Source organism: Sphingobacterium sp. UBA7625 (assembly GCF_002484085.1).
GTDB classification, from domain to species: Bacteria; Bacteroidota; Bacteroidia; order Sphingobacteriales; family Sphingobacteriaceae; genus Sphingobacterium; species Sphingobacterium athyrii.
This window is the reverse complement of sequence record NZ_DLJD01000057.1, coordinates 21,512-43,473: the sequence shown is the minus strand read 5'-3', so window position 1 is coordinate 43,473 and position 21,962 is coordinate 21,512. Positions and strand designations below refer to the sequence as shown.

Annotated in this window: 20 protein-coding genes; 12 read left to right on the top strand and 8 right to left on the bottom strand. The window is 37.9% G+C overall.

Annotation, left to right across the window (positions count from 1 at the left end; all coding sequences use genetic code 11):
• The 3 genes from B4G94_RS23860 to B4G94_RS23850 form a co-directional block, all read right to left on the bottom strand.
• Window positions 1-425: hypothetical protein (locus B4G94_RS23860; protein WP_286862493.1), on the bottom strand; the 425-nt coding region annotated here is incomplete at its 3' end.
• Window positions 426-453: 28 nt separating this feature from the next.
• The gene (locus tag B4G94_RS23855) at window positions 454-2,052 is read right to left on the bottom strand and encodes a RagB/SusD family nutrient uptake outer membrane protein (RefSeq protein WP_286862491.1); all 1,599 of its coding nucleotides are present in this window, start codon (window positions 2,050-2,052) and stop codon (window positions 454-456) included.
• 10 nt (window positions 2,053-2,062) lie between these two features.
• Window positions 2,063-5,179, bottom strand: a complete 3,117-nt coding sequence (locus B4G94_RS23850) for a SusC/RagA family TonB-linked outer membrane protein (protein ID WP_286862490.1) — start codon at window positions 5,177-5,179, stop codon at window positions 2,063-2,065.
• A gap of 238 nt (window positions 5,180-5,417) precedes the next feature.
• On the opposite strand from B4G94_RS23850, the gene B4G94_RS23845 reads away from it, so the two are divergent.
• A complete protein-coding gene (locus tag B4G94_RS23845) occupies window positions 5,418-9,356 on the top strand; it encodes a hybrid sensor histidine kinase/response regulator transcription factor (RefSeq protein ID WP_286862488.1) in 3,939 nt (1,312 codons plus the stop codon).
• A gap of 47 nt (window positions 9,357-9,403) precedes the next feature.
• Here the strand turns inward: B4G94_RS23845 and B4G94_RS23840 are convergent, their stop codons facing one another.
• Both B4G94_RS23840 and B4G94_RS23835 read right to left on the bottom strand, forming a co-directional pair.
• On the bottom strand, window positions 9,404-11,398 hold the full coding sequence (locus B4G94_RS23840) for a glycosyl hydrolase family 28 protein (protein ID WP_286862486.1): 1,995 nt from the start codon (window positions 11,396-11,398) through the stop codon (window positions 9,404-9,406).
• A gap of 229 nt (window positions 11,399-11,627) precedes the next feature.
• The gene (locus B4G94_RS23835; RefSeq protein WP_286862485.1) at window positions 11,628-11,849 is read right to left on the bottom strand and encodes a hypothetical protein; all 222 of its coding nucleotides are present in this window, start codon (window positions 11,847-11,849) and stop codon (window positions 11,628-11,630) included.
• A gap of 234 nt (window positions 11,850-12,083) precedes the next feature.
• Here B4G94_RS23835 and B4G94_RS23830 point away from each other — a divergent pair, with 234 nt between their 5' ends.
• Entirely contained in the window at window positions 12,084-12,782 is a 699-nt protein-coding gene (locus tag B4G94_RS23830; protein ID WP_286862484.1) for a DUF1963 domain-containing protein, read from the top strand.
• A gap of 77 nt (window positions 12,783-12,859) precedes the next feature.
• On the opposite strand, the gene B4G94_RS23825 is transcribed toward B4G94_RS23830, so the two are convergent.
• Window positions 12,860-13,228, bottom strand: coding sequence for a hypothetical protein (locus B4G94_RS23825; RefSeq protein WP_286862483.1), 369 nt, complete (start codon window positions 13,226-13,228; stop codon window positions 12,860-12,862).
• Between the two features lie 639 nt (window positions 13,229-13,867).
• Between B4G94_RS23825 and B4G94_RS23820 the strand changes: the two genes are divergently transcribed.
• From B4G94_RS23820 to B4G94_RS23780, 9 genes are all read left to right on the top strand, one after another.
• Window positions 13,868-14,602, top strand: coding sequence for an energy transducer TonB (locus B4G94_RS23820; protein ID WP_286862481.1), 735 nt, complete (start codon window positions 13,868-13,870; stop codon window positions 14,600-14,602).
• Window positions 14,599-15,345: a metallophosphoesterase gene (locus B4G94_RS23815; protein WP_286862480.1), complete on the top strand. Its 747-nt coding sequence runs from the start codon at window positions 14,599-14,601 to the stop codon at window positions 15,343-15,345. Before B4G94_RS23820 ends, B4G94_RS23815 begins: the two co-directional genes overlap by 4 nt.
• A gap of 72 nt (window positions 15,346-15,417) precedes the next feature.
• On the top strand, window positions 15,418-15,999 hold the full coding sequence (locus B4G94_RS23810) for a hypothetical protein (RefSeq protein WP_286862479.1): 582 nt from the start codon (window positions 15,418-15,420) through the stop codon (window positions 15,997-15,999).
• Window positions 15,986-16,471: a hypothetical protein gene (locus B4G94_RS23805; protein WP_286862477.1), complete on the top strand. Its 486-nt coding sequence runs from the start codon at window positions 15,986-15,988 to the stop codon at window positions 16,469-16,471. The genes B4G94_RS23810 and B4G94_RS23805 overlap by 14 nt, the downstream gene beginning before the upstream one ends.
• A gap of 11 nt (window positions 16,472-16,482) precedes the next feature.
• A complete protein-coding gene (locus B4G94_RS23800; RefSeq protein WP_286862476.1) occupies window positions 16,483-16,902 on the top strand; it encodes a hypothetical protein in 420 nt (139 codons plus the stop codon).
• 71 nt (window positions 16,903-16,973) lie between these two features.
• On the top strand, window positions 16,974-17,231 hold the full coding sequence (locus B4G94_RS23795) for a hypothetical protein (protein WP_282254582.1): 258 nt from the start codon (window positions 16,974-16,976) through the stop codon (window positions 17,229-17,231).
• Entirely contained in the window at window positions 17,231-17,869 is a 639-nt protein-coding gene (locus B4G94_RS23790; protein WP_286862472.1) for a zeta toxin family protein, read from the top strand. The genes B4G94_RS23795 and B4G94_RS23790 overlap by 1 nt, the downstream gene beginning before the upstream one ends.
• A gap of 186 nt (window positions 17,870-18,055) precedes the next feature.
• A complete protein-coding gene (locus tag B4G94_RS23785) occupies window positions 18,056-18,463 on the top strand; it encodes a GNAT family N-acetyltransferase (RefSeq protein ID WP_286862471.1) in 408 nt (135 codons plus the stop codon).
• 357 nt (window positions 18,464-18,820) lie between these two features.
• Entirely contained in the window at window positions 18,821-19,519 is a 699-nt protein-coding gene (locus tag B4G94_RS23780) for a DUF1963 domain-containing protein (RefSeq protein WP_286862470.1), read from the top strand.
• A gap of 51 nt (window positions 19,520-19,570) precedes the next feature.
• On the opposite strand, the gene B4G94_RS23775 is transcribed toward B4G94_RS23780, so the two are convergent.
• Window positions 19,571-20,158: a hypothetical protein gene (locus tag B4G94_RS23775; protein WP_286862469.1), complete on the bottom strand. Its 588-nt coding sequence runs from the start codon at window positions 20,156-20,158 to the stop codon at window positions 19,571-19,573.
• Window positions 20,159-20,611: 453 nt separating this feature from the next.
• Between B4G94_RS23775 and B4G94_RS23770 the strand changes: the two genes are divergently transcribed.
• Complete coding sequence (locus B4G94_RS23770; RefSeq protein WP_286862467.1) at window positions 20,612-20,995, top strand: hypothetical protein; 384 nt, start codon at window positions 20,612-20,614, stop codon at window positions 20,993-20,995.
• A gap of 49 nt (window positions 20,996-21,044) precedes the next feature.
• Here B4G94_RS23770 and B4G94_RS23765 read toward each other — a convergent pair whose 3' ends face one another.
• On the bottom strand, window positions 21,045-21,563 hold the full coding sequence (locus B4G94_RS23765; RefSeq protein WP_286862465.1) for a DinB family protein: 519 nt from the start codon (window positions 21,561-21,563) through the stop codon (window positions 21,045-21,047).
• Window positions 21,564-21,962: the final 399 nt, after the last annotated feature.

Genomic DNA, 21,962 nt, shown 5'->3' with positions numbered 1-21,962 from the left:
GGGTCGACAAAGCTGGATACTGAAACCAAAGCATCAAAATAGCGCCATACGCTTTCGACTTTTCCTTGATTTCGCTGTTCTAGCTTCCAAAAAAATCGGCCTGAATTTTTAAACGCTGGATTTAGTTTTTTCAGATCATCCAAAAATTCTTGATTGGGAATTTTATAGCTGGCTTTTGCTCCCACTTCATATCGAATTGGATTGCCAAAATTCTCGTCAATGCCCAGAATTAAGGTGTAGGTAGCTCCCTCCCGCTGTACCCAGCTAAACTCCTGCACGGTCTCATTGTCAAAATAATCAATTTTAATTTGCGTGCTATTCACTGGTAATAGCTGTTGTACCCAAGTAGGGTTAACATACTCGATTTTTTCTGTACAGGACATAAATAATAGGAGTATGAAAAAATAGATATATTGTGTCTTCATTCGTTTCAGTTTTACAATATTTGAATGATTAATATCCTGAGTTCTGTTTAATGTTCGGGTTAGCATTTAGTTCTTCATTGGGTATCGGCCACAAATAATCCCTGTTGGGATTAAAAGACCTGCGGTCAACGACAATAGGAATATACTGCCAGTAGGTTGTAATGTTGCCATCCGAGTACCAGGAAAGCTTGGATTTATCATAACCTAATGCATCGACCATAACGGCTTCAGCTATTTTCCAACGTCGGATATCAAACCATCGTCTCCCCTCCGCAAAAAACTCTACACGTCTCTCATTGCGAATTACCTCTGTCATAACGGCCTGGGAAATATTAGGCATGGCCTTTGAAACTTTCACCATCCCGACACGTGATCTTACTCTATCGAGCAGTTCGTAAACTTGAGCAGAAGGGCCATGAAGCTGGTTTTCCGCCTCTGCCCAAGCAAGCAACACTTCTGCATAACGCATCACAATTCGGTCTGTGGTTTCATTGGTCAGTGTCTTGAGATAGGGATCAACAAATTTACGGACAGTAAAAGATGTGGCAACATCCCAGTTGGCAGGTATGTAATGTGCCTGATACCAACCTTGGCCATCTAATCTAAACTCGGAACCGGGAACAACGATGGATAGCTGCAACCGCGGATCACGATTGTCAAAAGGGCGGTCTTTATTATAACTAGGATCGCCTGCAATAAATGCACCGTCAGTGGTAAGGATGTCACGGATTGGATATCCATTCGTAGTATAATAACTATCAACCATCTGGAGAGTCGGCGTAAAGTTATTCCAATTCCCAAAGATTTTAGAGACTTCGCTGCTCTGCAGATCCTTGGCATAGTTGATCTTAAAGATAATCTCGGGGTTATCTTTTTGCTCAATACCCGCTGGCTGAAAAAGCTCAAAATAATTCGGATACAGCTGATAACCGAGTTTTTGTATCTGCTGGGCCAGGGAAATGACAAGCTCGGGCTTATTCATCCATTCGGCCACCCGAAGTTTCAACATCAAAGCTGCACCTTTGGATGCACGCTCTCCTCCTAATGCGATCGGAAGCTGATCTATCGCATAATCAAGATCGTTGTTTATAAACGATAGTACCGCATCCAATTTACCCCGTTCGGGATTGTTTAAAACGGTCTGTTCGTCCAAAATGGGTACCTCGCCATAAAAACAGACTAGATCAAAATAATAGTACGCCCTTAAAAAACGCGCTTCAGCACTTATTTTAGCCTTGTCCGAATTAGCGATCGCATCTGCGCCAGCGAGCCCTTTGAGCAATGAATTTGCACGTGAGATGCCTCTAAAGTTATATTTCCATTTGACCAATGTGAAATCACTGTCACCCGTCTGTGTACCGGATGCAAATTGTGGCGCTGGATCCCAAGAATGCGAATTGAAGGAATTATCACTCATATTGTCGTAGACATAAGGAACCATCTTATCAGGACTGTCATAGTACAATTGATTGTATACTCCGTTTAATAGCGTGTTAGCTTGCTCTACTCCTGTCAGAAAGCTTTCAGGGGTTACTTTGTCTTCAGGGACTGTATCCAGATAACTTTGGCAGGAAGCGAATAGCATTCCTGAAAAAATAAATGTATAAAGCAATAGTTTTGAGTTCATGTCAATTAGTTTAGAATGTTAAATTCACGCCTAGGGTGTAGGTTTTCACTTGCGGATAGTTTCCAATTCTTGTCCCCTCTCTGGGATTGCCCGAAGCTTCTGGGTCAAAGCCTTTATACTTTGTCAACGTCAGCAAATTTTGTCCGCTGATAAAAACTCTGCATCCTTGGATAGAAAGCCTACGAAGTAGTTGGTCAGCGAGGTTATAACTCAGTTCGAGATTCTTGACCCGAAGGTATGAGAGGTCTTCTACGAAATAACTAGACTTTAGATTGCTGCGCTGATTGTCAAAATAGACACGCTGATAGGTATTATTGGGCCGTTCAGGCGTCCATCTATCTATAAGCCAGCTGGCGCCATTATATCCGCCATTAAAGAATGGTGTAACCAGTTGCCCTGCACTCCATCCTTTGCCACCAGATGTGCCCTCCAGAAGAGCGCGCAGCTCAAATCCCTTGTATTGAACATTCAGGTCCGCAGAAAACACATAATCAGGAGCGGTATGTCCCAATACGACCTTATCCTTATCATTGATAATCCGGTCACCATTCTGATCCTTCAACCTGACATCTCCGGGTTGGGCCCGCAGGCCTGCGTAAGAATTTAATAGGGAGTGTCCATCTCCATCGAAAGTACGGAGATGCTGTTGTATCTCCCCTTCACTCTGGTATATACCTTCGGTATCGTATCCAAATAACGAAGTGGACTCTACGCCTTCTTTTAATATAGCGCCATCGTAAATGATCGGGCTCATTCCCTTCAGGTCAGTCACACGATTTCGATTGTGGGCTACAGCAACATTTGCCTTAAATAGCCATTCGTTGACTTTCTTATGGTAGCCCAGTGTCAGCTCAAGCCCTTTATTGCGCATTTTTCCTGCATTTTGGAAGGGGACGTCTGTAAAACCAAATGTGCTGGAAATAGGTAGCTGTAGCAGAATACCGCTTGTATTCTTAATATAATAATCTGCTGTTATGTTAAAATCCTTGAAGATCTGTAGGTCAAGACCGATATTAGTCTGTGTCGTCTGTTCCCAAGTAAGCCCCTTATTGGCGATCACCGAAACGGCTGCGCCTACGTTGTCGAGATTGTTAAAAATATAGTTGTTCTGCCTTCCTCCTAACGCTAATATATCAGCACCAGCATAGGGGTTGCCGATATTTTGGTTGCCCAGGATCCCCCAAGATCCCCTTATCTTTAGATCCTGAACGAAGGTAATATCTTTGAAAAAACGCTCTTGCGATAGGCGCCATCCGGCAGAAAAAGAAGGAAATGTACCCCATTTGTGGCCTCGTGCAAATTTCGAGGCGCCATCGTACCGCAAGTTGCCCTCAAATAGATATTTGCCTTTATAATCATAGTTTAACCTTCCAAAAAATCCAACGGAGGTTTCCTTGCTTCCCCAATCACTATTTTTGGCAGAGGAAGGGTCACCCACACTAAAGTAAGGCAGATTGGCGGACAGTCGCCTGATTGACGTTTGGAAATAATTGCCTTTCCATTGAAATTGCTGAAATCCTGCCAGCGCTTTAAAATGATGATCTTTTGCTAAGTCATAGGCATAATTAAGGTTTGCCCAGCTGGAAATAGTACCATATTTATTTGAGCTTTTGCTGATGGAAGATTCTCTGGAATTGTTTTTTCCAATGATGCTGGTTCCGTCGGCTGCCCTAGTAACCAGAAATAGATCTACATTTGGCGCATAAGACAGCTGCCGGTCATTGTTGGTCACATAGCTCAATGCACTTTCAAATGTAAGCCGCGGCGTTAGATTAATGGTCAAATTTGCGATTGTATTCAAATTGCTATTATCAAAGGTCTGACCTCCTCCTGCCTCTTTAATCGCATCGCTATAGAACCAGTCGGTCCATCCGTATCCTTCTATCTTTGGAACGACAAATGGTGCCATTTGGGTAATTCGGGCAATCGTCGCCCCAGCCCCTTCGATCAGGTCCTTTGACTTACCGATATATCCCGAGACAGTAAGGCCCAAATGTGCTTTATTGTTTAAAAATGAATGCTGGGTATTGAATCGGAAATTATATCTATCATAATTCGTACCCTCAACAATACCTTTTTGATTGAGGTATCCTGCGGAAATGGCATAAACAATATTTTCCTTGCCGCCACTAAGCTGCAAATAATGGTTTTGCTGTAATGCAGGCTTAAAATAAAAATCTGCCCAATTGTAATCCCTATAGCGTACTGGATCCTTGATCTCTTTATAATGGCTTATGTATTCATCATCATACTGCGGCTGGAAACCTGAATTTATTTTCGCTTCATTCAGTAGCGTTAGATAATCATAGGAATTCAACAATTCTGGATACCTCGTAACTTGTTGAACTGCGGCATATCCATCATATTTTATTTTCAGTTTTCCTTCCTGCCCTCTTTTTGTCGTAATCAAAATAACACCATTTGCTGCTTTATTGCCATATATCGATGCCGATGCAGCGTCTTTTAGTACGGATATGGAGGCGATATCTTTTGGATCTACATCGTTAATTGCTGCTTCAAACCCGTCTATTATGACCAAGGGCGACGCATTGTTCAATGTACCGATCCCGCGGATCGTTAGGGTACCGCCATCAGCACCGGGCTGTCCTGAATTTTGCGTAACCTGTAGTCCGGCCACTTTTCCCGCTAATGCCATAGAAGCATTTGTAATGGGACGGCTTTCTATATCAGCCATGGAAACGGAGGTAACTGCCCCCGTGAGATTTACTTTCTTTTGCTTTCCAAATCCTACGACAACAACATCTTGTAGTCCAAAACTGTCCTGCTCAAGTTTAATTATCAGTTCGCCCATGCCAGATTCGACCTGAACAACAGTCTGCTTATAACCCAAAAATGAAACTTGCAGGCTCTGTCCAGAACGAACGTTAATACTAAACCGTCCCTCACTATCGGTCTTGGTACCTATCTGCGTTCCCGTTATTTTAATATTAGCACCAGCGAGTGGAATTCCCTGCGGGTCAAGGACACGCCCGCTGCGAATCTCCTGTTCGCAATATCTCTCCACAGAAATCGCTTTCGCTCTCCACGCCGCATGAACGACAGGCGGCTCTAATAGAAAAACAAAGAGAAAATAGAGCACATTATGGTTTAACTTTTTTCGGTTCATCTCTTCCTAAATTTGGTAATTGGTTACATGTGCCGCAGAACAAGGTGATCTGCAACTTCGTCCCGAAAATAAGGAGTTATTCTAACTAAAAAAGATAATATGGTTTAAATATGGATGAATTTAATTTTTCATCATTTTTTTTTGAGAAGCTGAACGATATTACAATTAAATAAACGATATTATATTTAATAATCTATACATAGTTGTTTATTTGATAAATAAGCAAAGCCTAAAAAAAATGACTCAAAAAACGTTTTTCATATTTTGTTATCTACTGTTTACCTGTCTATCACTGGATGCACAGCATATCAGAAAATATAATAAGCTGACACAAGAAAATGGCCTTCTCTCAAATCGGGTAACCGCAATCGCTGAAGACCCCATAGGACGTATCTGGATCGGAACGAGCGATGGCATTAACCTATATGATGGCGCCCACATCATGGGCAATCCAAAGTCCATTAGCGACTCCCTCTTTCAACCGGGCAAAATCATCGAAATTAAATCATTCAAACAGGAAATGATCATTGCTGCGGATAATGGTATCTATGTATATGATTTCAGCACCAACAAATATAGGCTATTGATCAAAACCGAATTGCATAATACGTCGAAAGCCTTGGCCTTGACGATAGATGGCGTTGTAATACTATGCAACAATACGTTATATAAATGGGCTGAACAAAAGATTACTGTGCTCAATAACAATGTATACTTTAATAGGATTCAGGTAGATAATCAAGGTAACCTATGGGGAGCTACTTTCACCACCGTTGCCAAATGTGACAAAAAAGGGAATGTTTTAGCTAGTTTTAATTTCGCGGAAAGCTATGACAGGGATGTGCTGATTACCTCTCTGTACTGTGATAGTAAAAATCTGACCTGGGTAGGAACCAAAAGGCATGGTATCCTGCGCTTCGATCCCGTCCAAAATAAATTTAAGGCACAGCTACCGCAGCCCACACAGATCCAAAATGTATGCAGTATTGCCGAAGACGCAGAGGGCAGACTTTGGATAGGACATAACAAAGGCGTGGCCGTATTTGACTATATCAACCAGTATACAGAGTATCGGATGTTAATAGAGAACTTTGACAATGAGCTTAATTCAACTGTCTGTGCGATCTACAAAAGTAAGCTCGATGACATGATATTGGGGACTTATTTTAATGGAGCATTCTGTCTTTCAAAAAATGACTCTTGGCTAGATTTTTTACATGTCACCAATCCGGAAAGAGCCCGTGGGATTGTGATCAACAATATACTCATGTCGTCTAAAAAACAGCTTTGGGTGGCAACCAACGCCATCGGGATAAATGTATACAATGGGCAATCGCAGATAATAAAAAGGTTCAATCAGGAAAATAGCAACATCAGTGATAATATCATATCACTGGAAGGAGATGCTCAGGGCAATATTTGGGCTGGGTCAGAATCAAACGGTCTGTACTGCCTAGCTGATCAGGGCAACAAAATCAAGCATTACCAATATGATAAGAACAAAGCATCATCCCTGCCAAATAATAGAATATTCTCCATCCGAAACTTCAACCAGGATTATCTACTTGTGGGGACAGATGGTTTTGTAAGCATATATGATCGCCATAAAGATAATTTTACAACCCTAATTAAAACGACCTCGACGATCAATGATATCGCGGTAAACAATAATTTAATATGGATTTGCTGCCTCGATGAGATCATATGTTATGACTGGAGCAAAAAGACAACTAAAATATATAAGAAAGAACTTGATAAGGGAAATAGGGTACAATTCCTCTCCATGCTCCTTGATGGAGAAAATGTTCTTTTGGGAACAAAGCAAAACTATCTTTATTTTATTGATAGCAATGGTCATCTACTGCCTTATCCCGGTCGAGGGAAAATAAATATTCAAATACATGGTATCAAGAAAGACAATTCTAAGCGGTATTGGCTATCAACAACAAATGGTTTATACTGTATTGATACCGACCGGTCCATTAAGAATTTCAATGTCAGCTGGGGGTTAAACACGTCTTGGTTTAACGAGCGTTCCGCCTATTATTACAATGATACCTTATATTTTGGATCTGTTGATGGAATATGTTTTTTTAAGGCGCCACAGCTTGATCCTCTTCCTGCACATAAACCCTTACTCTACTTTTCTGATTTTAAAATATTTAATATCAGCCAACTCAGAAACAAAAAGTATTTTGAAAAAGGTATTGATCACACGAATGAGATCGTGCTGCCTTATGATCAAAATATGATTTCGATTGAGGTGAATCAAGTAAATTTCGATCCGCAAAGCCGCGAAAACTATCGCATATTTTATACTTTAAAAGACATTGATAAGCGTTGGTATGAACTTTCGAAAGCTTCAGGAACAATAACTTTTACTTCCTTGAAATCAAAAAATTACGAACTACATATTAAGTTAGTAGATCTGAACAATAATATCATTGCGACAAAAAAATTGCTGATCAAAATCAAACCCCATTTCCTGCTGAGCAATATTATGCTCTGCGTATATGGGGCATTGGTGATTGTGGCGCTCATCCTATTTAGAAAGTTCTTAAAAAGACGACATTTGAAAATCTTGAAGATAAAACTGGCTGAAGTAGAAAAGTCTAAATTAGAGGAACTGAATAAAAGTAAGCTTGATTTTTTCACCTACATGTCCCATGAACTTAAGACTCCATTAGCCATTATTATGGCGATACAGGAAGATCTTTTCTCAAATAATAAGATTGAAAACATCAAGGAATATGAAATCTCCCAAAAGAATATTAAACGGCTCACGTTCCTGATAAGTCAATTGATGGAATTTAGGGAGATTGAAAGCAGCAATCTCCCATTAAATACCATGAATGGAGACCTGGTCTCATTTTGTCAAAATATCTTTTCGATGTTTGCTCCTTTATTTGATCGTAAACATATTGAATATCGATTTGATCACCCATTGACGGAAGTAAATGTCGACCTCGACTTTGACAAACTGGAAAAAATAATCAGCAACTTGCTGAGCAATGCGTTTAAAAACTGTGAGGTGGGTGGTCGGATACTACTGGTATTGGCTGCTTCCACAGGCAGCAATGAAGTTGTTATTCATGTAAGTAACACGGGTAGCTATATACCACAAGAACAGATTGAAAAAATATTTGAACCTTATTTCAGACAAAAGTCTACGGGCGATTATTACGATAATAACGGTATTGGTCTAGCGTTGGTCATAGGACTCACCAAACGTATAAACGCACAAATTGATGTGAATAGCAGTATTGAAGATGGAACACAATTTACACTAACTATACCGGTGGATAATTTTGCGTCCGAGCTTCCGGATGACCCAGATCTCGAATTACATGCAACAATGGAACTCATAGACGACGTGATTTACACTGATAACAGCCAAATAAGATTTGATGTTCCGTCGGAAGGCAATACGCATAAAATTCTTCTGGTAGAAGATCATACTGATCTGGCAGAACTATTTAAAAATAAATTACTGGAATCCTACCATGTCATCATCGCTCACAATGGACAAGAAGCTTTAGAATACATTCGAAATAATCCGATCGACATGGTGATCAGCGATATTATGATGCCTATCATGGATGGATATGAATTATGCAAGCATTTGAAAAGTAACCCGAAGACCAAACACATCCCGATTATCCTAATGACTTCTTATGATACGATTGCCAATAAAATCAAAAGTTATGAATTAGCCGCAAATGGCTATATCAATAAACCCTTCAGCACGCAGGAGCTACTGGCTAAAATGGGTAGTTTATTAAAAAATAAAGCTACGCTACGCCATTACTACAGTCAGGCGGAGCCTTTACGAATTAAAGAAGAAGCAAATTCACAGGAGGAGACATTTATTTTAAAAGTGCAGGAAATTATTGTTAGAAATATTGCAGAAAATAGTTTTTCAGTCCATCAACTAGCACAGGAAATGCGCATCAGTAGAACCCAACTGTATCTATCGTTAAAGAAAATAACAGACCTCACGCCTACTGATTTCATTATCAAAGTTAAACTTGACTATGCCAAAACGTTATTAAAAGACCCATCATTTAGTATTTCTGAAATTGCCTATAGATTAGGTTATTCCAATGCAAACTATTTCAGCAAACAATTTAAAGATTTCTTCGGTATAACGCCAAGCCAATATAGAAAGGCTAAATAATCACTATCCATTTCAATCCTGACGATTGAAATGGATAGCAAAAATGCTTATTGAAATGCAATTTCTGGATTCCAGTATGTAGTATCCCAGCCTGAATTGGAACGTTGATCCACACGAAAGGATAATTCGTCGCCAAAAGTGACAGGCACATTGATATCATGCCAAAATCCAGTGGTATTGTTGTAAACAATCGTTTGCCAGCTGCCGGATGGCCAGATCATTGCATTATTTTTCCAAATACTCACGTTTACGCCATCCCCGCCCCCGGTATCATTTTTACGAACCAGACCAGTAATTTTTACGGTACCCGATTTTGGCGCATTCCACGCGAGTATCGGCTGACTGTTATCCGGATGAATATATATATTACCATTGCCGTTCCATATTGCATCATAGCTACCCGAACCGCGCCAATGATTGGATCCGTCCGGATTCCAGCTCATCAAATTTGTACCTATACCAGCTTGCCAGTATTTATAATACCATCTGCGTCTTCCCTGTGCAGTGGAAAAATCGGTCGATGCATTATATACATCACTATTAACTGTACCCAATGGACTGATGATCTTGACCGCATTTGCATACTGATTCAGCGTCAGATGACTATCCTTAAAATCCTTTATATAATTGCCATTTATCTTCACATTCTCGAAGGTCACTCCTTCGATGCGATGGCTGTCATTCCAGCCAACCAGCTTAACTTCGTTGCTGCCTCCGGAGGTAGATGTAATATTCTTATAGAGAATGTTTGTCATTGCTCCGGGCCAGCTCCAGTTTCCTGTCAATGAACCGAAATAAAATGTTTCATCCATCTGTACATTTATTAATCGTTTTGCTTTTTCCACACGGATGTCTTCAAAGGTTATATCATTAAAATAGGTGCCATGTAGGGCAAAAATATTGATGGCTGAGCGATCAGGAAGCACATCTGGATGATTTTTGTCGTCGTAATTGTATAAAATATCGATGTTTTGAAACTTAATGTTCTGAAAATAGGCCGCACGTGTCTCCGCACCGATACCGATTGTATTATTTGCGTCAGCCCACAATTGCGCATTTTTATAGATAATATTGTATACCGGTAGGGAATTGGCCGGAATTTGATCCGACATTCCTTTGATGGCAACTGCATCATCAGCAGAATGGATAAAGGATTTATCAAAAGTAATATCGTGGCTGCTATTGATATTGAACCCATCGGAACTGGCAAAATATGGGCTGACAGCCTTATAATTTGATACGTTGACGAATGAACAATTATGCATGGCAGCAGTCCAGCTTCCGATGTTTCGATTGACAATGATATCTTTCACAGTTGAGCTACTTACTGTCCCTAATGCTAGGGCAATATCATCTGTCGGACTGTTGTAATCGTTAAGCAGAATGCCCCTACCCCTTATTGTCACATTTGATGCATTATCTATTTTTACTCTTCCTCTAATAACTGCTCCGCCCGCGATATATAATGTTTTTCCGGAACTCAACGTCAACGGTGGCTGCGAGCTCAGATCGTAATATCCCGGAGCATAATACAGTACATTCGGGTCGGTGGCAGATGGAATATTACTTTCGAGCTCCTGTGCAAATAAATGCAGCACCTTTCCCTGGTAGTTGTTGTCCAATACCAGGGATATATTGGTCGGCTGAGAGAGGGTGAAAGTAATTGTGTTGCCGGATCTCACCCCTGTGATGCCTAATGATGCAGGTAGTAATTTGAATGTACTAAAGCCACTGGAGGGAGTGATTGATACTGAAACTGTGCCGCTGAAATCGAAGTAACCATAACTTACACTATTTCCCCAACCGTTATTTCCAGCATGATAGAGGCCGATTGAATTCCCGCCCGCGCTGACTGTATAGGCTGCGGATCTATACTGATTTGGCAGACTGCTGGGCAAAGGATAGGTTGTTACTACTGTGCTTAAACTGGCGCGCGTGCTGTGGTTTTCTGATTTCAACAACGCAGCTTCTTCTTTTGAAGGTGTTATTTTGTTGCATGCGACAAAACATAGCCATACAAATGGCAAAATAAATAATTTCATAGTTGATCTATAAGTGGTTAATTGTTAGGTTAAGATAGGAATTCTAGCGAAAAATTGACACCAACTGATCAATTATTGAACAAAAGTGTAACACTTTAAACTTTAATAGTGATATTAGATTGACGTCTCCCAAAAAATCGGAGTATTTAAAGGTAAAGAGTTAATGTAATGGTTTGGAGAAATAATCGGTTATAAGAAACTGTAAGTATTTAGAATTAACTAAGAGAAACTATACATAATCGCTGGCCCATAGCGGGAATTTATAGGGATACTTACCATACACATCAAAATAAGGGGCAAGTTCTGTTTTTGGCAATGCTTCGCTCAAGGCAGCGCAAAATGCTTCTTCATCCAATGGATCAATGTCAGAGATCTTAAAGCTATCCAATATCTCCAGCAGCTCTGCCATTTCGCTTTCATATGAGGCCTGACAATCCTCCCCTGCTTCCATCCGCTGTTGAAGGTNNCAAAATGGTGACTCTCATTTGAGGGATATTGACCATGTTCCAGAAAAAACTGATTTCTGTAACGATCTTTGTGAGAATATATAAAATCGTTTGCTCATTATTTATATCGTTATGGACGGTAATGGAGATACATATACTAAGGATGGATTGGCGAAACTTTTAGTATATTAGTTTCGCTAATACAGTTATTATCTGAAATTTCCCAAAAGCGATTCACAATGAATGAAGTAGAAAAAATAAAGCAACAGATTGTAAGAAAAGCTATAGAATTTAAAACAGGAGGTTTTAGGCCAACAAATTCCATTTCTGAAAGTTGGATAGGAAAAGTTTACTTATACAAAGAAGATGAAGAAATTCCGAAAGACAAAAATGGAAATCTAATGTTGCCTTTGTTCCAACTTTGCTTAGAAGATATTGAAATTAGACCTGATATTTTAGCTGATACAATGGTGATTACTGTTTTTATAGCAGAAGAGCTTCCAATGGATATAACAGCCAACGGAAATGAGTGGGTATTGCGAGAATACAAAAAATCAGACAAATTAATAATTAAAGAATTAAACAATCCTGATTCAGGGCTAAAACCATTTCCCCTAAAACCTTCAAAAATAGAAGAAGATTATCCTGTGTGGGATGGAGGTGGTTTAACAAGTGAAATGGAAGATGAAATATTAAAACTTGAAGATTCGGGAATAATTGGAGGTTATTATGATATAGCTGAAAATAAATATGGACACAAACTTGGAGGTTATCCAAGCTTTTGTCAACCAGGTGTTTATTTTGGAAACGACTTTGAATTTGTATTTCAAATTGCATCCGACGACAAAGCAAACTTGAATATAGTTGATAGCGGAACGATGTATTTTGCTAAAAATGCGAAAACAGAAGAATGGAATTTCTACTGTGACTTTTATTAAAAAAACAGCAGAGCTCAGCACAACTGAGTACTGAGTGGAAACACATATCATCGAGTTTGAATACCCCTTGTTATCACCTAAAAAGGCATTGTCACCACTCGTGCTTTATATTTACCTTTTTCAATCGTAAATAAAACCGCATATCCACCCGCTCCATCACTATTTACAGAAGTGATATATAAAATATCATTTAAATCATCATAATAACATGCTGCAAATTCATTGTTGACATTAAAGAGGTTTTCAATTTCCTGTTCCGGAACTAGGACAGTCCTACCCTTTATTTTTGCTTCTATGGATATGTAATGGCTTGAAGGGATTCCACCATCTGTTCCCCATAGCTTTTGCCCTTTAAACTTGTCTACAACGGTATAGCCTTCATATTTAGTTGATGAAAAGTAACTTTTATTTTTTTCGTAATCGAACTTGTCGGACCTCATTTCCACAGTGACATCATTTGATCTAAATGTTGCCCTGCTTTCATCAAAGGATATATTGGGAATATGTTTATAAGATTCAATAAATTTAATTCTTGTATTGTGTACGTATCCAGTAACACTTTTGTTTTGACTGTTGATGTAATCAATACTTACCCAATCGCCGAGTTTTTGATCGGGAAAAGCATAGACAATTTCATCAGCAGCGATTTTTGAAACAATTGTGCTATTAACTGTGGCTTATTTCCTCACATTTACATAACCATCTTTGTCAATGATTTTTGCAAACTGTGCATTAGCTAATTGGCTTGCTGCGAGAAAAAATAATGCTAGTAGATATCTATGGTTCATTTGCTATAAAATAGTTATCAAGATATTAGCTCCCATTCCTAAGAAATTACGTCAAACGATCTGCCAAACTAATATCCTCTCCTGTTTAAATGATTCCTATACACGGTAACGTAATATCCCGAACAATTCCGGCTACTTTTTTGTTCCAATTCTTCAATATAGGGAGAAAACTAATATTTGAAGTTATCGATGAAAGTGACATAGTCATTCAAGACCTTCCTAATAATTAGATTAATCATTTTGTATCAAGATACAAAATAGATATGTAAATTAGCTACTGAGTTATATATTAATACAATGGGGATTTTCTCGATTCTTAACTTATCATTTACATGTATTTTATCAATAGGCCTGCTATCGCAGGCTTTTGGTCAATCCCTTATTTTGGATTCCATACGTATAAATTCAGTTTTAATCAATCATCAATCATTGGTTGATTTCTTGCACGCTGATCCAAAGACTAGTTTTGTCATTGATGCGACGCGATATTCAGTAGATGAAAAAGACAAGCTCAATCAAAAACTGGTCGAAATCAAAAGTCAAACTGTTTCGCTCGATTACATAAAAAACAAAGGACAGATCGGTTGTAACCCAAATGATGTTATCTTTATCTGTACAAAGGATTTCCTTAAAAAGAAACGGGCAAAATCGAAAGGAGTAAATAAAAATACAATCATCGAATCTCCTCGAGAAATGAACGAGGTATTTCCTGAGCCCCCTGATGGCTCAGTTGGGTTCAAAAATTGGATTATCAGTCATTATAAAGTGCCAACGGCTGCCAAGAAGGCAAAAGTAAATGGTAAACTGATCATCAATTTTACGGTTGGAGAAGATGGCAAGCTCCGTAATTTTCAGATAGTCAAAGATATTGGTTATCAAACTGGTGAAGCGTTAATAACATTGATTCGAAAATCTAGTCCTTGGAAACCAGGATTTCAAAATGGACGTGCTGTAAAATGCGGCTATACATACCCCCTATCATTCAGTGATGGTGATTTAAAATTAGAATCTAAGACAAAAAGACAAAGATGAAAATCCATATTGTTAGCGACCTGCATAGAGAATTTGGATACAACGATATCAATCTGAATATAGCTGAAATACTTGTATTGGCTGGAGATACTGATCTAGGGGTGAAAGGGATCAACTGGCTCAAATCACTTTCTTTGGATATGCCGATCATTTATGTACTGGGCAATCATGAGTATTATAAGGGAGCCTATCCGAAAACATTACATAAAATCAAAGATGCCGCAAGTAACTCAAATATCCATGTGTTGGAAAATGAATCTTTGGAGATCGACCAGGTTTGTTTCCATGGCTGCACACTCTGGACTGATTTTTCCTTAAAGGGCAATCCAGCTGCATATGGATCGCTATGCCAAAGCCGTATGAATGATTATAAGAAGATCAGACTAGGTGACAGTTATACCAAATTGAGAAGCATCGATACGTTTAGAATCCACCAAACTTCAAGGCAATGGCTGGAGCAGAGTCTTAGTGTCAATCAAGCGAAGCATAATATCGTAGTGACGCATCATGCGCCGAGCATTCAATCTCTGCCAACGAAATATTTGGATGATCCGATCAGCGCCGCCTACGTCTCGGATATGGAAGATTTTATCGTAAAGCATCAACCCTCCTATTGGATCCATGGCCATGTACATACTCCTGTAAACTATAAAATCGGCAGCACCGAAATTATATGCAATCCGCATGGTTATATTAATGAAGCTTATAACGGATTTAATAATAATCTTATTATAGAGATATAAACCACCCTCTTAAATCAATAACTTCTTGTACTCTTCAGCCGAATTTCGTAGATTCAAAACACAAGCCATAGTATGAAACAGATCATAAAACTATTCCACATTTCTGCCCTTACTATCCTCTTTGTTGGGTGCATAGATCCATCGCGCACAAAGAAAATGGATTTTGGTCTATTCACAATAGAGGTTCCCTATAAATGGCAGCAGGTCAAACAAAACGGAATAGACAGTTATGTCGGCGCAATTGCTGTAGATAACACGGATACGCTTTACTTTGATCTGGGAATGTATTCAAATACCCTGACTGAACCTAACATAGAAGTCATTACGAGACAAATGATGGAGGAAAACGATCTAGACTCCTCGGGTTTCGTTGTTGTAAAAGATATCATGTCGATGAATATTGATGCCGATTTGTATAGAAAACAAAATGTATCCTGGGATACCATCGATAACAGAAGAGCCAAAATCGTATTTCCTAGGATATCCGGGAAAGGTACGACTGGAATATACATCGGTAGCCTATGGGGAGACTCTTCAAAAGTCCGATTTAATCTTTACGGAGCAAACCTAAAAGCGCAAACAGAAGAGGATCTTCTCAAAGCGATAAAAACATTGAGATTCTACAAACGTAATATAGATAATGAAGAGAATTAACGCTCCCCTATTTGTGCATCTCTGTTTTGTAGTTTTGACATTTTATGCATTATTAACAGACGGTGATTGGCTGAGGTATTTTACGGGGAGTTTAGATTTTAACTTGATTATTTTTGGATTGCAAGTTGCCGGACTTATTTATGCAGGATACTTACAGGCGCAAAGAAATAGAAAGGTAATCTCCATATTATGGCCAGCATTGATTGGGTTGATAATACTTATATCGTGTGTACTCATCACGGGAAATTATCAGTTTAATAAAAATATCGGAATTACAATCGTGTGGATTATCTTAGAAGCTTATTATATATGCTATGAAATTTTAATCGGTGATCTTATTGAGAAAATACCTTTTTTATTAAATCTCAACCACGGTTTCCAAGCTCAATGCATTTATGTTATTCTTTCCGGCGTATTTCCATTGATTGGCTATGTTATGTTTAGATCAAAAAGAGCATTGAACAAAGAGTAAATCCGGGATCTATGCAAAGTAATTGGGATAAATATGGATTTTCATGTACTATGGGACCAAAGTTAAGGGGACTGGTGCAAATCCAACTTGTTGATGAACTAAATAGTTTATTGGGCCTGAGCATCAAATTTGATTTCGACTGGTCGAAATCCTGTATCGAGGGACATAATGGAATGTTTCTGGATGGTAGTCTGGAAAATTATTCGGGTATTATATTGACCAACAAACAAGCATCAATTAAAGCAGATGGCTGGATGGACTTTATTCAGGAAGGAGATTTCTTCCTGGCTTATTGGGATCAAATAACAGTTTGTCATAACAATAAGGAGCTATTCTCAAAAGATTTTGGGATCTCTAGCATTGCCTTTGATTTAGTTCCTGAGGAATTGCGCTGGCATCTGAAAAGAGGTCAGAAAACACTAAAGAAATGATTATGTTAAAAATTCATAGATAATACCTTAAAACATTTTTTTATCTTTGGTATATCAACTATTTTTTAAGTATGACTGTAATATCGCTACGCGAACAGGTAAAGAGCGGTACTGTAGCAGTAAGAGCGCTAAGATTAAAGAGATTGGAAAACGGTTTACCGTTTATGATCAACGTTAAAGGAATGGAAGAAAAGTTATGTTACATTGAATATCCGAATGGTAATATTCATCTCGTAAAACAATCTTCTCAAGGCAATGATTTTGAAACGCTGGAAGTTCTGGATAAATCAGAAGCTATAAATCTTAGACGTCGATTTAATCTCATATAATGCCTGAGTTATTCGTCATCACTGGATCTAATGGTGCAGGAAAGTCTACAATTGGCCCAATATATTTTCCTCCGCATTTACAAAATGTTTTCGATGGTGACAAACTCTACCTCCAAAAAAGGTCGGAATTATGGAGGTCTGGTATCCGAGTTCAAAGAGAATTGAATTCACAAGCGTCAGATTTTGTCGATTCTACTTTCGAATCGTTAGTAAATAATGCTATTTCCAATAGTATTGACTTCGCTTATGAAGGTCATTTTTCTCAGGATAATAGTTGGGAGCCTTTGCAGAGATTTAAGGATGCTGGATATTATTTACATATGGTTTTCTTCGGTCTGGATAATGTTGATATCTCATCCGACCGTGTACTTATAAGGGCAAAAGAAGGTGGTCACAATGTTGATCCCCTGACTTTGAGAGACAACTATTTTGGGAACTTACACCAAGTAGACAGACGCTTCCTTATCTTTGATAGCTTAAAGATAATTGATACATCGGAAATGGAACACCGAGATCTTATATTTATCCTAAATGGAAACATAAGGGAGTTTCTCCCCCTATCGGATCAACCATGCTGGCTTTTAGAAAATATGCCTAATATTTCTAATCTATTGGGTAAGTCTATTAGTGAACGATAATGAAAAGATCCGATTAGCGCGACCTTTGCTTAGAATATCATAAAACAACTAGATGTCGACTATTGAACAGAGTAGATGCTGGAAAAGCTGCATGGTCAACATTTGCTGAAATTTTCAAGGGAGCTAAAGTTTACGAGTAATAAATAGTAAGCATGCAAGGTAAAAGAGGCAACTAAAGAATAATTTATGAACATAACCCTTAGTGTAAATAGAGATTTGAACGCGGATGATATTCTACAACTATATCAAGCTAATAAATGGAGTGCAGCCGAAAAGCCAGAATTACTGATGAAAGCACTCTTAAATTCGCATTCTCTGGTTACTGCATGGGATGGTACAACATTAGTCGGGCTAGGGAATGCCATTTCCGATGGATATCTGGTGGTATATTATCCGCATCTACTAGTGCTCCCCTCCTATCAAAGCAAAGGGGTTGGTCGTTTGATTATGGATAAAATGCAGGAGATTTACAAGGACTTTCATATGCAGATGCTTACGGCTGATGGAAAGGCTATCGACTTCTATAAAAAGAACGGTTTTGAAAGAGCAGGCCAAACTGAACCGATGTGGATCTATTCTGGTGCTGATCATTAAAATAGAAGAAATACAAAGTTTGAGCAAATATTGTCAGCAATAATGGAATGATACGAACATTAGAAATATCATAAATATGTTCATGCGTATAAAGCTCACAAGATTGGACAGATTCCACTATCCCGGTATATCAAGGATAGAAGCTGACTGAAAACTTTTATATTTACCATTGTATTTGTGGCGCATTGTGTTTTCAATATAATATTTGGAAACACAATGCGCCACTTTTTTATACGAATTGTCTAATGGTTTTGGACGGTAATGGAAATACATATATAAGGATGGATTGGCGAAACTTTTAGTATATTAGTTTCGCTAATACAGTTATTATCTGCAATTTCCCAAACGCGATTCACAATGAATGAAGTAGAAAAAATAAAGCAACAGATTGTAAGAAAAGCTATAGAATTTAAAACAGGAGGTTTTAGGCCAACAAATTCCATTTCTGAAAGTTGGATAGGAAAAGTTTACTTATACAAAGAAGATGAAGAAATTCCAAAAGACAAAAATGGAAATCTAATGTTTCCTTTGTTCCAACTTTGCTTAGAGGATATAGAAATTAGACCTGATATTTTAGCTGATACTATGGTGATTACTGTTTTTATAGCGGAAGAACTTCCAATGGATATAACAGCTAACGGAAATGAATGGATATTGCGAGAATACAAAAAATCAGACAAATTAATAATTAAAGAATTAAACAATCCTGATTCAGGACTAAAACCATTTCCCCTAAAACCTTCAAAAATAGAAGAAGATTATCCTGTGTGGGATGGAGGTGGTTTAACAAGTGAAATGGAAAATGAAATATTAAAACTTGAAGATTCGGGAATAATTGAAGGTTATTATGATATAGCTGAAAATAAATATGGACACAAACTTGGAGGTTATCCAAGCTTTTGTCAACCAGGTGTTTATTTTGGCAAAGACTTTGAATTTGTATTTCAAATTGCATCCGACGACAAAGCAAACTTGAATATAGTTGATAGCGGAACGATGTATTTCGCTAAAAATGCGAAAACAGAAGAATGGAATTTCTACTGTGACTTTTATTAAAAAAACAGCAGAGCTCAGCACACTTTATGAAAATACCAGCACGTGACAACTTCAAATAACCTCTTTCAACCAATTGGTATACCAATCTTCAAAAGACACCCTCAAGCCATTAGTATCTAATAAAGGGGTTATTCCCCCATAGTCAGGCCTCTCATCAGTCCAAATATTGCCGTATTCAATTCCATTTACAACCAAAAGATAAGTACAACCATGTCCAATATGGCAAATCTGCAGACATCCATGTATATGCCCTGTATCCATATATGAATTTAACTGATTTTCATCCGGTCGCTCTCCACTCTCCCAATCAATATCAAAAACCCAGTCTTCATTCCAGCTTTCAGAATAAGAAAATGGCATTGTCAGATCAATAGCAGGTTTTGTTTTAAGTTTAAAGTCTATCATTGATTCCTCTAAGGACAAAAGCCCATAATTTGGCCCACTGCAACCATTCCCTATTTTGGTAATGAAGCCTCTATAATTTTCGGGGAACCTAATCCTTAGATTGCGTTCAATATAAAAAACCTCGGATTCAGGAATAGGAGGATTAAGAAAAAACTCTTTTGGTGTAATTTTATTTAATTTATTCGGGTTATCCTGTAGAAAGCGTAATTTCTCTTTGATTAAATTTATATCCATGCATAATTCTATTTTTGTGACCTCTTACCAAAAAACTGGAATATTAAAAATAAAGAATTCGGTGATGAATTACTAATTTTTAAAGGAAGTCCCTCTTGGACCAAATTCTTATTATGTACGCTCATATGGCTGGATGGTTCGCCGTCGGGTTTAAAATACTTGCAAAATATGTTGAAGTTTTATTAAGCGATTAGTATGGTATTATTTCAAATGGCATAGGAAAAAAGTTTATAATTTTTCAGAGCTTAAACGGAAAGTGTTTTTACTTTCCTTAAATAAAGTGGAATTGCAACAATAAAATGGACACTTAAGTAAGAATAGGCATTACAAACATTATCAAAAGGCAAATTCGTAGGTTCCGAATGCTTTGTTTCCGAACTGATCCAGCTATTTGGAGAAAAATTTGTATAAAATCGTTAGAACATTGTTCCAATTATTCTTTATTTTTAGTCTATGAGTGACTATACTATTTCGCTTGTGCCTAAAGTGTCCAGGTACGCTTTTGATAAAGTTGTTGTAAATGATATTTTAAAGTGGTTAGTTTCGAAAGATATCGTCAAAGCTGAATTATCGGATTGCATACTCGACAACCTTGGATATGCAATTTCTGATGGTGCTCAATACATTGTGTCGGAACCTCAGTTCCTTCCATACCAACTTGATATAAATGGTCTGGAAATAACAACTGAGCGCACTGTATTTGATACCGGCCAAAATGGCATCGATCGTATCATATGCCCCAGTTGTACGGAAAATATTGTAGCTTCCACTTTCGCTAATGAACCCCTATCTTTTAATTCTTTTCTATATAACCATTTCATAAGATTTCATTATTAGCATTTATCAGGAAAAATACGGATGATAATGTATAACGTGTATTTTTAAGTTACTTGGTAAATAAGTTGTTGGACACTATTATATTTTCTAACTGACGACAATGTCTTTGCGTGTGGTAAATATTAAACCAAATCCATTCATATCTCGTGAATTCACCATATGCCGGAATTGAAAAGGCAATGCAAGTCAGAGACAGATCGCTTGCTTCGATAGTCTCTTTTATTTGTTTAACCCGATTTTCCAAAGACTTTATCAAATCATTTTTATCTATTTTTTCGTTTGAAGGTAATACTGCTTTCGGTGCATTCATTTTAATTGAATCATCTGCGAATAGGGCATTAATTGGATCTAGTTTTTGGTCGATTGGTCGTTCTGTAACAGTTGTTTTTCCATTCAAAATTTCAACAAATTGATAGGATTTATACAAATGATCTCCTAATTGTCCAGCTGACCAACCGTGTGTGGGTTGGAAGTTTAATTGCTCTTCGGATAGTGAAAGCAGCAGTTTCAATAATCTGTAAGCCGTTTTATGAAATTCATTAAATGTATCTTGTTTGGTAGCTGCCATTTCTATGTATTATTTTACCTCCACGACAACTCAAATATATGTGAAACTATCCAAATCGCCAAATTAGCGAAGTCAGCAGATGACACCAAAATTTTAAACTATTTAAAAGGTTGGTTACAGAGACACATAACGCAGTACAGTAACCAATACCATTATTATTTAATTGATAGCACAACCGTGACTACATTGGCTGCTATTGGAACACTGAAATTGGTCGTGGTTACTATCATTGCTTTATTCTTTTCAATCGGGCATGGTTAATACCCAAGCCTATTATACATTATTTATTTTGAATGAATATGTTTACAGATATTATCTTTCAAGATTATTACAAATTGTAAGGCTACGATATTGGTTTATAATCGCTAGCCCGTAGTGGGAATTTATAGGGATACTTAC

Excerpts from the sequence above, each read along its gene's own strand:
- B4G94_RS23855 (WP_286862491.1), bottom strand. The coding sequence starts at position 2,052 with ATGAACTCAAAACTATTGCTTTATACATTTATTTTTTCAGGAATGCTA.
- B4G94_RS23850 (WP_286862490.1), bottom strand. The coding sequence starts at position 5,179 with ATGAACCGAAAAAAGTTAAACCATAATGTGCTCTATTTTCTCTTTGTT.
- B4G94_RS23845 (WP_286862488.1), top strand. The coding sequence starts at position 5,418 with ATGACTCAAAAAACGTTTTTCATATTTTGTTATCTACTGTTTACCTGT.
- B4G94_RS23840 (WP_286862486.1), bottom strand. The coding sequence starts at position 11,398 with ATGAAATTATTTATTTTGCCATTTGTATGGCTATGTTTTGTCGCATGC.
- B4G94_RS23835 (WP_286862485.1), bottom strand. The coding sequence starts at position 11,849 with ATGGAAGCAGGGGAGGATTGTCAGGCCTCATATGAAAGCGAAATGGCA.
- B4G94_RS23830 (WP_286862484.1), top strand. The coding sequence starts at position 12,084 with ATGAATGAAGTAGAAAAAATAAAGCAACAGATTGTAAGAAAAGCTATA.
- B4G94_RS23820 (WP_286862481.1), top strand. The coding sequence starts at position 13,868 with ATGGGGATTTTCTCGATTCTTAACTTATCATTTACATGTATTTTATCA.
- B4G94_RS23815 (WP_286862480.1), top strand. The coding sequence starts at position 14,599 with ATGAAAATCCATATTGTTAGCGACCTGCATAGAGAATTTGGATACAAC.
- B4G94_RS23810 (WP_286862479.1), top strand. The coding sequence starts at position 15,418 with ATGAAACAGATCATAAAACTATTCCACATTTCTGCCCTTACTATCCTC.
- B4G94_RS23805 (WP_286862477.1), top strand. The coding sequence starts at position 15,986 with ATGAAGAGAATTAACGCTCCCCTATTTGTGCATCTCTGTTTTGTAGTT.
- B4G94_RS23800 (WP_286862476.1), top strand. The coding sequence starts at position 16,483 with ATGCAAAGTAATTGGGATAAATATGGATTTTCATGTACTATGGGACCA.
- B4G94_RS23795 (WP_282254582.1), top strand. The coding sequence starts at position 16,974 with ATGACTGTAATATCGCTACGCGAACAGGTAAAGAGCGGTACTGTAGCA.
- B4G94_RS23790 (WP_286862472.1), top strand. The coding sequence starts at position 17,231 with ATGCCTGAGTTATTCGTCATCACTGGATCTAATGGTGCAGGAAAGTCT.
- B4G94_RS23785 (WP_286862471.1), top strand. The coding sequence starts at position 18,056 with ATGAACATAACCCTTAGTGTAAATAGAGATTTGAACGCGGATGATATT.
- B4G94_RS23780 (WP_286862470.1), top strand. The coding sequence starts at position 18,821 with ATGAATGAAGTAGAAAAAATAAAGCAACAGATTGTAAGAAAAGCTATA.
- B4G94_RS23775 (WP_286862469.1), bottom strand. The coding sequence starts at position 20,158 with ATGGATATAAATTTAATCAAAGAGAAATTACGCTTTCTACAGGATAAC.
- B4G94_RS23770 (WP_286862467.1), top strand. The coding sequence starts at position 20,612 with ATGAGTGACTATACTATTTCGCTTGTGCCTAAAGTGTCCAGGTACGCT.
- B4G94_RS23765 (WP_286862465.1), bottom strand. The coding sequence starts at position 21,563 with ATGGCAGCTACCAAACAAGATACATTTAATGAATTTCATAAAACGGCT.